A 14,343-nucleotide genomic window follows, 5' to 3' on the forward strand; every position below is an offset into this window, starting at 1 on the left:
TTGGGAATATTTTTTTAACTAGATATTAACTACCAAATTCTACCAACTGAATTGTAAGAATTACCTTGGCTTTTGTAGATGTCGTAGGTTCATCAATCCAAATTATCTGAGCTTGTTAGACAAAGGAATAATTAATTGTAAAATTAACTTCATCATTTCTTAATTATTTTCCCATCTTAATTCCCATTCTGTAAAAACAGTTAGAATATTCCCATTTACATAAGATTCCCCAGTATTATGCAATAAAGCCCACTGATCTGTTGCTTCATTTAAAACAAAAGAATCAGGAGAACTTGAATAAAATTTAACATTATTGAAAAGAGTCTCATTAATAGTGTAATTTGTAACACTTGTAGTACGAGTGTTATAACTGTTAAATCCACCTGCTCTAATTGTGTATGTAAACCCTGGTGAAAATATTAATTTTGGTATTGGAGAACCTTGTGATTGACTATTGTAAATTAAATCTCCTAAATTTGAATTTGAATTAAATGTAGAAGAACTCACTTTGTAGATTTCTCTGAAATCACCTCCTACATTTCCACAAAAACTATTGTTTGCAAAAGGTTCGAAGTGGAGTAAATATGGCATTAAAGGCTGTGAAACTTCAAATGAAATCCAATACTCAATGTTAGTTGTAACTCCCTCTGAATTATCGGGACAAACTAATTCATTAGTGATAAGGAATTGTTCTGAACCGTTAATTGTTAAATATGGAGTACAAACAACATTATCGCCAACATCTGAATTATATGCAGTAGCACCCGGAATAGTACAATTTACTACATTAACATAGCCTTGATCCATTACAGAGGCCGGTTCTCCTTGTGGACCTTGAGCACCATCTGCACCATTGGTACCTGAAGCACCTGTATCTCCTTGTATTCCTTGTGGACCTTGAGCTCCAGCTGAACCATTTACTCCATTTGCCCCTGAAGGACCCGTAGCTCCGGTCAATCCTATATCCCCTTGAATACCCTGAATTCCTTGTGAACCTGCTTCGCCTTGTGCTCCATTTGCCCCTGAAAGACCCGTAGCACCTGTCAATCCTATATCCCCTTGAATACCCTGAATTCCTTGTAAACCTGCTTCGCCTTGTGGACCTTGAGCTCCTGCTAAACCATTTGATCCATTTACTCCATTTGCTCCTGAAGGACCCGTAGCACCTGTCAATCCTATATCTCCTTGTGTACCCTGAATTCCTTGTAAACCTGATTCGCCTTGTGGACCTTGAGCTCCTGCTAAACCATTTGATCCATTTACTCCATTTGCCCCTGAAGGACCCGTAGCACCTGTCAATCCTATATCCCCTTGAATACCCTGAATTCCTTGTGAACCTGTCTCACCTTGTGGACCTTGAACTCCTGCTGAACCATTTGATCCATTTACTCCATTTGCTCCTGAAGGACCCGTAGCTCCGGTCAATCCTATATCTCCTTGAAGACCCTGAATTCCTTGTGGACCTGCTTCGCCTTGTGGACCTTGAACTCCTGCTGAACCATTTGATCCATTTGCCCCTGAAGGACCCGTAGCTCCGGTCAATCCTATATCCCCTTGAATACCCTGAATTCCTTGTGAACCTGCTTCGCCTTGTGGACCTGCGACACCATTAATCTTTGTCCAAACCGTTCCATCAAAAAAATAAAAGCCGGTGGATTGATTGGTTTGATAAATCATTAAACCTGTTGCGGGTGCAGTAATGGCATCTCGCTGCGTCTGTGTGAGTCTTGGAATTAAAATTCCGCCTGTAGTAGATTCAATTTCTAATGCTGAAGACGCATCAGGTGTATTGGTGTTGACACCTACTTGTGCGTAGCCCAATGCTGTGAACAGCATGAGGGCTATTATTGTAATTTTTTTCATCTTAGTTTTTTATGATTTTAAAAGTTGAAATTTGGTTTTGACTGTTTTGTAAGTTTAATAAATAAACACCTGAAGGGAGGTTGATAACATCCAACTCAGTAGCGGCGGTGGTTTCTAATATTTTTTGACCTGCTATATTAAAGAGTGTGGCTTTTTGGACCGTGTTGGAAACAATGTGCAAAAAATCTGTTGTAGGATTTGGATAGACGCGTACATAACCATCAAATGTAACTGGCTTGACCGTAAGCGTTGCCGATACGTCACTAGCCGTGACAGACGTAAAGCCAATAAATTCTGTAAAGTCGTAACTCAGGTTGTTATTTACCGCATCAAGCACTGGCTCAACATTTATCCAAACTCCGTTCGTGTCCAGTACTTCTAAGACCAAATCACCTTCGGCTATGAAGTTGAGTTCACTTTCTAAATAACTAAAGTTGAGTATTCCTTTATAGTCTGATAGTTCAGCGGATAGTTGATATACTCTATTAATACTTGTACTTTCGCCCACCTCAACGGGTGAATTGGAACGTTCAATAGCATTCGGTCCTGAAAAGGTATAGGCTTCGCTAGGAGCCAGTTCCAAACCATCTACTGAAACAGAACTATTGGGACTAATGCTAATGGAACTGCCGTCAAAAACAGTGAGAGATTGACTGAAACACACTAGAGTGCCAGTCATGAATGTGAAAATAAATCGTATCATAAGTTAAAATTGGTTGTGTTAAATAAAAATTAATCGTTGTGATTACTCACTAATATTAAATTTCTAAATTTAATATAAATTTGGCTTCTATTTGATCCATAGTTGGTTCATAAAATAAAACTTATTACATATATTTTTTAAAAAAAATTGAAGATAAAATTGGGAAACCAGTCAAAACTAGAAGGAATTCTGAACCTGCCTGACGGTAGGCAGGTTTATTTCAGTATCAGATTGATAAAGCAAAGCCTTTTAAGATAGCTTCATAATTATTATCAAAAAAAAATTAAGGCAATTTGAACAAGTCCTCTAATTTAGCAGGATCATCTAAGTATTTAGATATTTCTAGTACGGTTTCTCTTTTTCCCTTGCCTTCATAATACTTCCATACAAAGACTGGGATTGGAACAATTATTCCTGTTAATATTCCAAGAATTGGTATAATAAAATTTTGATCCATAATTTTTAATTTTAAATGTAACGCAAACATTACATAATAAAATTATCTAAATCGATTAAATTTCTCCTTAATAGTTCAACTTCATTCCCTTTGCCTGCCAAACAGTATTCTTTAAAATAAAATTTTATTCTAAAGAATATTTTTTGTTTATTGTTTAAATAATAGATTTAATCAAAACAATGATAATTATCTATTAAACACTTAAACATAAAAATGAAAATAATATCAATTTTACTTGGAATCGTTCTCCTCGCTTTTGTCATCATACAGCTTTTTGCTTTAAATAGCCAACGGAATATTGAAACATATCCTTATAAAGTCACTAAAAAATATGACGGCTTTGAAATACGCACGTATGATGCCACTTTATTTACTTCCGTAAAACTCTCTACCAAAAACTATAAGGAATCCTCAAGTAAGGGTTTCTCCATTTTAGCAGGGTATATTTTTGGAGGTAACGATCGGAACGAAAAAATAGCGATGACCTCCCCTGTTGCCATGTCATTAGAAGATTCTATGACGATGCTATTTATGGTTCCAAAGAAATTTGACAAACAAACACTTCCTCAACCCAACCAATCACAAATAAAATTTAGGGAAGAACCTGCAAAAACGGTTGCCGCCATAGCATTTAACGGATGGGCAGACGATGAAAAAATTGAAACGTACAAACAGAAATTAATCACGGCGCTGGATAATGAAGGCATCGCTTTCACAAACAGATTTTACTTTTTGGGATACAATGCACCCTACGAATTTTTTAATCGAAAAAATGAAGTGATTGTAGAGTTGCAAAAAGAACCCCTTGACCACTAAATTAATTTAGGATAGTCCATTATAAAATTCACATAAACTAAGGTTTTAAAATATTTAAAAAATGAAGACATACAAACAGAGAATTACCGGAATTTTAATTTTATTTATAATGGTGAGTTGCGCCTTAGAATCTCAATTTGCGCTTCCCAATGATGAAAAAATAATACCAGAACTCATCGGAGAATGGATCTCTGTAGAAAATAGTGACGATCGGATTAATATTATAAAAAACAGCGAGGAATCTTATCGATTGCAAATTATCGAAAAAACTAAAATTGATGAAGAATTAATTGGTTTCTCTAGAACCATTAATGGCTTTAGCATTATGAATCTTAAAACAGAATCCAATGATACCATTAAAAATGTTTTTTATGGCTTCAATATCAAAGGAAATACGCTCACTTTTTCCGAAGTTAATGACAAACTACATGAAAAAGAATTTGAATCGGCATCTGAACTTTTAAAGTTTTTCGAAGAAAACGTTTCCAAAAAAGATTTTTTCATCAACCATTTGGACTTAAAAAGAAAATAAAAAAAACAAATGAGTGTAGAAAAAGCTTACAATATTTGGGCTCATCAATATGATATAAATAAAAATCGAACAAGAGATTTAGATAAGAAATCAACTATCGAAACTTTAAGTAAATTCGAGTTTAAAAATGTATTAGAATTAGGTTGTGGAACAGGTAAAAACACAAGCTGGTTATTGGAAAAAGCAACACAAATAATTGGACTGGATTTTTCTCAAGAGATGCTCAACAAGGCCAAAGAAAAAATCTCAAACAAAAAAGTGGTTTTTAAAAAAGCGGATTTAAATGAAGACTGGGAAGTTGAAAACCATTTTGCAGATTTAATAACTAGTAGTTTAACTCTAGAACATATAGAGGATTTAAATCATATTTTTGAGCAAGGGAATCTGAAGTTAAAAAAAAATGGCTTATTTTTTATAAGTGAATTACATCCTTTTAAGCAATATTCAGGAAGTAAAGCACAATATGAAACTGAAAACGGAACGCAGGAATTAGAAGTATATACGCATCATATTTCGGAATATATTGATTGTGCTAATAACAATGGATTGAAATTGGTGGAAATAAAGGAATGGTTTGATGATACAAGTCCAAATGGACTCCCTAGATTGATCTCAATTTTATTTGAGAAATAACTATAATTTTGATGAAAACAGGAATTGTACTTCTCTAAACAATCCTATAAATGAATTCCTAACACTTCTTATATAAGCACGCTAATCTTCTTTAAAATAGGAATAAAAGCTATAAGTTTGCTCCAACCAATTTAACGAAGCACTATGAGTCGCATATCAATTTTTCTATGCCTTTTAATCATTTCTTACTCTAACTATTCTCAAACAGGTTCTTGTTTTGAATTTAATCCAGATGATTTTGTCTTGAATGGAACTGCACAACTGCTCAATGATGAGATCGTGACGCTCACTGAAGAATTAAATAATCAAGGGGGATTTCTGTGGTCTCAAAATTTGGTAGATTTTACATACGATTTCACATTAGAAGCAGAACTTAATTTTGGAACGATCGACAGCTCTGGAGCCGATGGCATCGCTTTTGTCATACAACCCTTATCGAGTGATCAAGGAAGTTCAGGGGGTGGAATTGGCTATCAAGGCATAAGCCCTTCTTTAGCCATTGAATTTGATACTTGGTTTAACTCTAATGATCCTACGACAATGGATCACATTGCATTGGTGAAAAATGGCCTCACTGGCAGTCTCGCTGCCCACAGTGAATTCACACCTTTTACAGCAGTCCCAAATTTAGAGGATGGACAGTGGCATGCCTTAGAAATACAATGGAATGCACCTGAACAATTGTTGACATTGGTTTTTCAGGGTGTTCAAATTTTTTCTATCGCCATCGATATATCTAACTTATTATTTAGTGGAAGTACCGACTTGTTTTGGGGATTTACGGCGGCAACAGGTGGAGCTGTGAATTTACAGCAAGTGAAAATATTAGAGTACTGCTCCATTGATAGTAGTTGCGACACCGCACCTCCTACTGCGGACTCTCCACAAGTGTTCTGTAATTCCACAACCTTAGACGCACTTCAAATAGACGGAGAGTTGATCCGATTTTACAGCGATAATCTTGGTCGAACCCCCTTGGCTCCTACTTCAGAAATCACTGAAAACACAACTGTATTCGTCACACAAACTATTGATAATTGTGAGAGTCAAGATTTAATTTCAGTGGACATTATCATTGAAGGCGCTGCCGTAAATTTAAACCTTGTCGATGTAGCCGTTTGCGATATTACAACATCAACTAATTTTGATCTGACAACGCTGAGTAGTTATTTTCAATCATCTGTTACAATAACAGGCTGTTATAATTCCATTTTAGAGGCACAAAATAAAACAAATGAAATCCAAAATCTTATGGGTTTTGAAATTCAAAATGACGGACAAATCATTTATCTAAGAATCGAAACTTCTGATTGTGATGAAATACAACCCCTAGTCTTTACTTCAGGGAATTGCACAGTCGTAATCCCGCAAGCATTTTCTCCTAACAACGATCAATTTAACGATCATTTTAACATCCAAAATTTATACGGCGTACATCTCAATCATGTCTTGAAAATTTACAGCCGTCTTGGGGTATTGGTGTTTCAAGGAGATAATGACCAAAAATGGATGGGGTATTCCAAAGAAGGCGCGCTGGTTCCTGTAGGGACTTATTTCTATGTTCTTGAACTCAACAACGACACCAATGAACGGTTTGCTGGTTGGGTCTATTGTAACTATTAAGGAGGCATTTTAAACGAATGTCATAAATCACAACACCCCTAAAATTCAATGTCAGGAATCGGACTGCCATGCGGATCGATGTCTCGCTGGCTTAACATTTGTTTTACTTTTCTGAAAAATGGACGGCTCTCTATATGCTCAATTTATTCAACAATTTCATGAATATTTTTGGGAGATCCTTAAATATCCAGATTAAAATCTACTTTTTGGGGCAACTGTATATAATAATTAAAACCAAAAAAGTGCGTTATTATCAATATAAAATCAAACTGTTAAAAACCTTATTTAGATTTATTATAAATAGCTTGGATATATCGAAAGACAAATATACTTTTGTCAAAAAACTATTATTTACAATAAATCTAAATAAATGAAAAACCTACTTTCAATTTTAGCTCTATTCTTGCTAACAAATTCAGCTTTCACACAAACCATAAAAGGAGTTGTTAAAGACCCAAATAATAATCTACTTTTTGGGGCTACTGTTTACAACAACACAAATAGTAAAAGTACGATTACGGATGAAGAGGGTGTATTTTCGATTGAGTCTGAAAAAGGTGAAAATAAGCTCGTCATATCCTATGTTGGCTATACGCCTAAAGTGATTAATGTCGATGGAAACAGTCGTAACCTCGGAACCATTGTATTGGAAAACGACAGTTTAGACGAAGTTGTTATTTCTGGGACGCTTCGTCAAGTTTCAAAACTTAAAAGCGCGGTTCAAATTGAACTCTATACCGCCGATTTTTTCAGAGCCACTCCAAAAGCGAGTTTCTTTGAGGCGATAGAAGGCATTAATGGCGTCAGACCCCAACTAAACTGTAATATCTGCAATACGGGAGACATTCACATCAACGGACAAGAAGGTGCCAACACCATGGTTCTGATTGACGGACTGCCCTTGGTTAGTGGGCTCTCTACGGTTTATGGACTGTCTGGAATTCCACAATCACTCATCAAACAAGTGGAAGTGATAAAGGGCCCTGCCTCTACCCTATACGGCTCTGAAGCCATTGGAGGCGTGATTAATTTAATCACAAAGCTCCCCGAAAATGTGCATCGCTTTAACATCGAGACCTATACCACCTCATGGGGCGAATTAAATTTAGATCTGGGTGCTAAGTATCAATTAAAAACCATCCAAGGCTTGATTGGTGTAAATTATTTTAACTATTCCAACCCAATTGATAATAATGGGGATGGATTTACCGATTTGACCTTACAACATCGGATATCCATTTTTAATAAGATTAAAACCAAAAAAAACAATGTCGCTTTTCGCTATTTTTATGAAGATAGATGGGGTGGTGAAATGAACTGGAATTCAAGTCACAGAGGCGGTAATCAAGTTTATGGCGAAAGTATTTACACCAGTAGAATAGAACTGTTTGGGACGTACGATGTTTCAGAAAATTTGTTTGTCCAATACAGTCTAAACAATCACGACCAAAATTCGGCTTATGGCACCACTTTATACAACGCATTGCAAACCATTGGCTTTATCCAAGCTGTTTATTCCAAAACACTAAAAAACCACAATCTTCTGTTTGGTGCAACCTATAGATATACAAGTTATGACGACAATACGCCTGCGACCGCAGAGAAAGAAATAACTTCGTTACCAGGGGTTTTTATTCAAGACGAATGGAAACTTAGCGATTCCCAAACCCTCCTCTCTGGTATTCGCTATGATAAAAATTCAATTTATGGAGATATTTGGACGCCAAGACTCAACTATAAATGGGCGAGTAAAGATGAAAGCTCCATTGTTCGCCTCGGATTTGGAACCGGATACAGAGTGGTCAATGTATTTACAGAAGACCATGCCGCTCTGACGGGCGCTAGAGATGTGGTATTTACCGAAGACATTCTCCCCGAAAAATCATGGAATGTAAATGTGAATTGGAATCAAAAACTGTATTCTAAATATGGAACTATTTTTGATTTGGACCTCAGTGTATTTAAAACTGAATTTTCAAATAGAATTCTTCCAGACTATGAAACCAATCCCAACCAGATTATTTATAGCAACTTAGACGGCAAATCGGTAACGCAAGGCGTGACCTTAAATGTCAATAGCCTGTCTGCAAACGGACTCAAAATAAATATAGGCGCTACATTTATAGATTCAAAAATCATTCAAAATAACGAAACCGAATACCCCTTCTTGACCGAGAAATTTTCAGGGAATTACAGAATAAGCTATACGATCTACAAGCCTAAAATCACATTTGACCTCTCTGGAACGGTCATTGGACCGATGAAACTCCCGTTGCTTGGTGCGCTGGACACAAGAGACCCAAACAGTCCAATCATCAATATAATGAACCTACAAGCAACCTATAGTTTTAAGGAGTTTGAGGTGTATGCTGGCATCAAAAATATCTTCAATTTTAAACCTGCTGCCAACAGTATTGCACGTGCTTTTGACCCTTTTGACAAAGACGTTGAATTTGGAAGTAACGGCCAAGTAGTCGCCACTCCAAATAACCCCAATGCATTGTCATTTGACCCCAGTTATGTGTATTACTCTAACCAAGGAAGCAATGGGTTTTTAGGACTCAGATACTATATAAAATAGGTGTTTAATTCTTAATAATTTTCTTAACAACTATTTCACTGTCGGTTTGAATTTGGAGAAGGTAAAGTCCATCTTCAAAATGACTCATATCCAATTCAAACGCTTGGCTATTTAAATTATAGGTATCGTATAATTTCCCATGAACACTCCACAGTTTGATGCTAGAAATTTCTCCTTTATCGATTTTTATGTTTAATTTATCTGAAACCGGATTTGGAGAGAGACTGACTAAAGCTCCAAACTGGAGGGGGTTTACAGATAGATTTCCGATTGTATCCTCTCGTGCTATCCAACTTGCTGCTAAACTATTGTCTAAATCCAAACCAACAAGTTTCAGAAAAGAACCATTTCCATCTGCATCTACCGGCCATGGCAATACATCTTTATACTTAACTTTATCAATGACATTCCCATAGGCATCTCTTAAGATTAAATCTTCGCTATCATTGGATAGGTTTCTAGAAAACTCTCCAAAAGAATTAAAGCCGTAGCGTAACAAGAAAGATTCACTTTTATTAGATAAAAAAATCGACTCCCCACCAGAAACAGTGGCGCCGTTTTCAAACTGATAAGTAAAACCTAAGCCTCCAAAATAAATACCTGTCAAATTGATAGTTGATGTGCTGTTATTTTTTATTTCAATAAACTCATAATCATCCGAATCCAATGCTGCATCTACCAAAGGATTGTAATTAATTTTAGAAATCACCAAAGGCGGCGTTGTTACAGCATCGCACAAACTTGTATCTGTGAGTTGGCCTGAAATCCAAGTGATTCGCTCAGTAATAAAATCTTTTATATCAATGATCTGCTGATCAAACTCTCCTGTTGTTCCTGTAACTGTTTCTTGACGTTCAACCGCTTCCGAAATCAGTGTGGAAGTCGCATCAATAAATGCAAAAATTTCGACTGAATTTAATGGCATACCGGATGCTGTAAGCGCTTGCCAACGCTTCGTTAAATAGCACTTAAATACTGCATCATCAAAGAGGTCTTTCCAAAATTTAGGACCTTCATTTCCATCATCATCAAACTGCCAAATATCAGTGAGACTCCTGTCGAACCCCCAAAAAAATAAATCATTACCATAGGTTAAATTAAAATCCCAAATAGGCCCTGCCCTTAGTTTTCCATTGCGATCTTTATGAAAAAATGTGCTGAACTCATACCCATCCGCATTGGAAGCCAATTCGTTGAGCAGAATGAAATCTACAAAAGAAGGGATATCGATAACCGATGGATACCCATTTGTTATGGAGCTATTGCTTGGAGCATTTACCTTGGCTTGCAGTGTTTCAAATTCGCCTTTAATATACTCATGTTGTTCTGGCTGAATGGTTGTCAATTTTGGATGCTCATGTAAAAAATTACTTTGGTACCCTCCATAGTTATCCATAGACCATGATGCAACATTTTCTAAGCCTTCAATCTTATCCGTTTTGGTGATATAGCCACCCGTAAGTTTAGGAAGGGTTAATTGGGTTTCCTTAATTTTATTAATATTAATTCGACTGTCATCTGCTTTTAGTTTTTCTTGCAACACATAAATACCTTGAAAATCTCCATTTAAAACCACTTCACAATAACGGCCTCTGGACGCATAATTCCCTGTTAGATTTGAAAGCTTATAACTGATAAAATCTCTTATGTACGAAGCATCATATGCAAGCCCATTCAAAATCCAGTCGTTTTCTTTGGGCATATCAAGAAGCGATACATTTACTTTTTCTCCGAGTTCATCATAGGGTGTAAACGCATATTGTTTTTTGTCCAACAGAGCCGACGAAGAGCCACGAACTTCAATTTTAATAGCACCATCATAGTCAAGAGTTGAAGCATCACTAGCATCCGTCAAAAAATTACGGGCGCCTTCATCTCTATAAATAATTTTCATAGTGGCGTCAATTTTAGGTTCATCGGGAATCTCTTGACCTTGATCTGTTTCAATCAGAACAATCGGTAAATTAGAAGATACAAAATTGACAGTCACTGGAACGTACGGAGCTACAAACCACCAAGGTGGAGTAGTGTAGTCATAATTAGAATTAGTAATTCCTAAAGACAGTACTGGAAGTGCACTCAAATCAGACGAGTCTATCGATTGGTTATGCACTTGTACCGCAAGAATATTTGTTCCTGTATCAAGAAGTAATGGATCCACTTCAAAACGTTCAGGTCCATAGCCTTGATACAATAAGGCTTCGTGATTGCCATCACTAGACTGATTAAACGCTGGAACATCCCCTGAAACCAAATTTCTTGCAATCTCTTGCCCATTTAAATACGCCACAAAACCATCATCATAATCAATATCTAAAACCATATACCCAACCGCCGTAGCATCCGTGATTTCAAAGGTTTTACGAATATAAACAGACATTGTAGGGGATATAACCGTTGCATCGTCCTCATCTCCAAAACCAAAACCGGAAGGTCCTGTACTCCAACTTGAAGCGTTAAATCCCAACTGATTCCAATTCGTGCTGGGTTGTGACGTTGGCACCAGGTAATCCCAGTTGTCACCAGGGAGTACAACGCTTTCCCAATGGTCAATTTGTGAAAACGTAAATAATGGTAAAAGAAGACATACTAAATAAGAATAACGCATGATAAAAGTGATTGGTTGGTTAATTCCTGTAAAAATAATGAAAAAAAATCTAATTCTGATTAATTACACTTAAGTCTTTTCACTGATACAAGGCGTGTGTTTGTAGTTCGTTTTTAAATTTTCGCTACATTTATACCAAATTTAAAACTGATGAACCCAAACGCCATAACAACAGCTATTTTAAAAACCATCGCAATTCTTGTAGGAGTTTTTCTATTGCTCTTTTTTTTATATCAAATTCAATCGGTACTGGTCTATATTGCCATTGCTGCTGTGATTGCTCTCGTAGGAAGACCGATAAACCTTTTTTTGAAACGAAAATTAAAATTTCCAAACGGCGTAGCAGTGCTCACCACCATGACGGGATTCTTTTTAATATTCATGGGGCTCATCAGTCTTTTCATCCCCTTGATTAAAAAGCAGGGAGAAAACCTTTCTCTCTTAAACTTGGAACAACTTCAAGACACCATCCAGAATTTAATCTCCCAAATCAATACCTTCTTTTTAGCGCATGGCATAAATGTATTGGATGAAATGAAACACTACGACCTGTTTGAAAATATCAACGTCATTCCAAATTTTTTGAATAACATCGTTGGAACGATTGGAACCTTAAGTATTGGTTTATTTTCAGTGGCGTTTATCACCTTTTTCCTGATGAAAGACACCCAAATCATGGAAAATTCACTCTATGTATTCACCAACAAAAAAAGTGAATCCAAGTTGAGAAAATCCATAGAAACCATCAGGCATTTACTCTCTAGATATTTTATTGGATTGGTATTTCAAATCACCATTCTGTTTATTATTTACTCTATTATTTTGATGATTTTTGGAATCGAAAATGGGATTGTCATTGCATTTTTATGTGCATTACTAAATTTAATACCCTACATAGGGCCGATGATCGGTTGTTTTTTAATGCTCTTTTTAACGATGAGCAGCAACCTCGGATTGGACTTTCAAACTGAGATACTGCCAAAAGCAACCTATGTATTGATTGGCTATGTCTTTGCTCAACTCATTGACAATTTTGTAAGCCAACCCATCATTTTTTCAAAGAGTGTCAAGTCACACCCCCTTGAGATTTTTCTTGTCATCATCATCGCAGGCATCCTGTTTGGCGTCACCGGAATGATCCTAGCCATTCCCACCTACACCTCCCTAAAAGTAATTTTAAAAGCGTTTTTAGCGGATAATAAGATTGTCAAGTCGCTGACGAAGGAGTTGTGATTACTGTTTAAATATTTTTTTAAATTGATAAAACACCCGCTCGATCAATCGCAAGTCTTCTGTGATAATTTCTGCAACGCCCTGCATTTCTTGTTTAAACTCAATTTCTTTATTGTAGGAAGTAATTAGTGTTTTGGGCAGTGACACATCAATCGTATAAAACCCATCCTTGTTTGAAATTTCAGAAATATGTGTCACGTGTCCTTTTAAAACACCAAATTCATAGTCGGGGTAATTGTGTAATTTTATGTTTACGTTTTGACCAACTTTAACTTTCCCTAAGTTTTGTGCAGGCGTTTTTAGCTTGGCAATAAAAGAAGAATTTACCTTTGGAATAATAGTAAAAACCAAATCCCCTTGATTCACCGTTTGATTTTCACTCCAGTAGTTGAGGAACGATACTTTACCGACCATTTTTGAGCTTAATACATATTTTAGTTCCCAATCTTTCACGCTTTTTTGAAGTTGATTAAAAGACTGAATCACTTTTTTGAGCAATGTCTTTTCTTCTCTAATACTTGAAATCTCTGTCCCTTTTGAGGTGTTTTTGCTGTTTGAAATGGCTTCTCGTAATTGAGAAATCGAAGAGGCCATATTTTTATAAACTCTTTCCGCTTGCAAAAACTCCAATTGCTTCGTTTCATAATCTTGTTCAGAAACCACTCCTTTCTCAAAAAGTGTTTTACTTCTTGATAAATCTTTTTGTTTGAACTCTAATTCTTGTTTATGGAGTGCTTTTTGTCCTTGTAAATTTCTCAACTGCCGGTTCAATTCTGAAGTCGTCGTTTTATTGGCGAGCGCCTCATTGGTAAAGGGCTTTAGTTCTTTATTCAAAACATAGTGAATGTAATTCGTTTCAAATGTAGAAAAAGCCGCATCGATATCTCCTAAAAACAAAATGGGAAGTTCATCGATCGGAACGTAAAACGAGTGTTTTTGAATCTGTATCGTATCCAAAATAGATTTCAGAAAAAAGACATCCTTGTAATTGGCTGTATTTTCTAGAATAGCCAAGGGTTGTTGGTTGCTCACATTGTCTGAATCGCTCACAAAAATAGTATCGATTTTACCCGTCACTTTTGCATATTCTTTTTGTGGAGGGTTTTCGGTGGTTAAAATGACTTCTGAAACTACAACATCTGGGTATTTAACAATCCACGAGAGTGCACACAACAATAGTATCAAAAACAGAAATAGTACATTCCCCCAACGGACCATCCAATGGGGTACTTTGGTGAGAATCTCTTGAACTTCCTCACTTCTCAATTCTATGTCTTCTAATAGTTCTGACATC

General features: G+C 36.2%; 11 protein-coding genes. 6 read left to right on the plus strand and 5 right to left on the minus strand.

All coding sequences use genetic code 11. The features are described from left to right. Positions 1-159: 159 nt before the first annotated feature. From FORMB_RS01495 to FORMB_RS12925, 3 genes are all read right to left on the minus strand, one after another. The gene (locus tag FORMB_RS01495) at positions 160-1,863 is read right to left on the minus strand and encodes a hypothetical protein (protein WP_069675770.1); all 1,704 of its coding nucleotides are present in this window, start codon (positions 1,861-1,863) and stop codon (positions 160-162) included. A 1-nt stretch (position 1,864) separates the two neighbouring features. Further along, positions 1,865-2,566, minus strand: a complete 702-nt coding sequence (locus FORMB_RS01500; protein ID WP_157498055.1) for a T9SS type A sorting domain-containing protein — start codon at positions 2,564-2,566, stop codon at positions 1,865-1,867. 283 nt (positions 2,567-2,849) lie between these two features. Next, positions 2,850-3,023: a hypothetical protein gene (locus FORMB_RS12925; protein ID WP_157498056.1), complete on the minus strand. Its 174-nt coding sequence runs from the start codon at positions 3,021-3,023 to the stop codon at positions 2,850-2,852. A gap of 213 nt (positions 3,024-3,236) precedes the next feature. Between FORMB_RS12925 and FORMB_RS01505 the strand changes: the two genes are divergently transcribed. From FORMB_RS01505 to FORMB_RS01530, 5 genes are all read left to right on the plus strand, one after another. Beyond that, the gene (locus FORMB_RS01505) at positions 3,237-3,839 is read left to right on the plus strand and encodes an SOUL family heme-binding protein (protein ID WP_069675772.1); all 603 of its coding nucleotides are present in this window, start codon (positions 3,237-3,239) and stop codon (positions 3,837-3,839) included. Between the two features lie 61 nt (positions 3,840-3,900). Continuing rightward, on the plus strand, positions 3,901-4,371 hold the full coding sequence (locus FORMB_RS01510; RefSeq protein WP_069675773.1) for a hypothetical protein: 471 nt from the start codon (positions 3,901-3,903) through the stop codon (positions 4,369-4,371). 9 nt (positions 4,372-4,380) lie between these two features. Further along, positions 4,381-5,004: a class I SAM-dependent DNA methyltransferase gene (locus tag FORMB_RS01515; RefSeq protein ID WP_069675774.1), complete on the plus strand. Its 624-nt coding sequence runs from the start codon at positions 4,381-4,383 to the stop codon at positions 5,002-5,004. 144 nt (positions 5,005-5,148) lie between these two features. Next, the gene (locus tag FORMB_RS01520; RefSeq protein ID WP_069675775.1) at positions 5,149-6,627 is read left to right on the plus strand and encodes a lectin-like domain-containing protein; all 1,479 of its coding nucleotides are present in this window, start codon (positions 5,149-5,151) and stop codon (positions 6,625-6,627) included. 370 nt (positions 6,628-6,997) lie between these two features. Then, positions 6,998-9,208, plus strand: coding sequence for a TonB-dependent receptor (locus FORMB_RS01530; RefSeq protein ID WP_069675777.1), 2,211 nt, complete (start codon positions 6,998-7,000; stop codon positions 9,206-9,208). A 4-nt stretch (positions 9,209-9,212) separates the two neighbouring features. Here the strand turns inward: FORMB_RS01530 and FORMB_RS01535 are convergent, their stop codons facing one another. Then, complete coding sequence (locus FORMB_RS01535; protein WP_083243884.1) at positions 9,213-11,816, minus strand: CotH kinase family protein; 2,604 nt, start codon at positions 11,814-11,816, stop codon at positions 9,213-9,215. 150 nt (positions 11,817-11,966) lie between these two features. On the opposite strand from FORMB_RS01535, the gene FORMB_RS01540 reads away from it, so the two are divergent. Further along, positions 11,967-13,049 (plus strand): AI-2E family transporter, encoded by a 1,083-nt coding sequence (locus FORMB_RS01540; protein ID WP_069675778.1) that lies wholly within the window; start codon positions 11,967-11,969, stop codon positions 13,047-13,049. On the opposite strand, the gene FORMB_RS01545 is transcribed toward FORMB_RS01540, so the two are convergent. Then, entirely contained in the window at positions 13,050-14,342 is a 1,293-nt protein-coding gene (locus tag FORMB_RS01545; protein ID WP_069675779.1) for an HlyD family secretion protein, read from the minus strand. Position 14,343 lies beyond the last annotated feature (1 nt).

Source organism: Formosa sp. Hel1_33_131 (assembly GCF_001735745.1).
GTDB lineage: Bacteria > Bacteroidota > Bacteroidia > Flavobacteriales > Flavobacteriaceae > Hel1-33-131.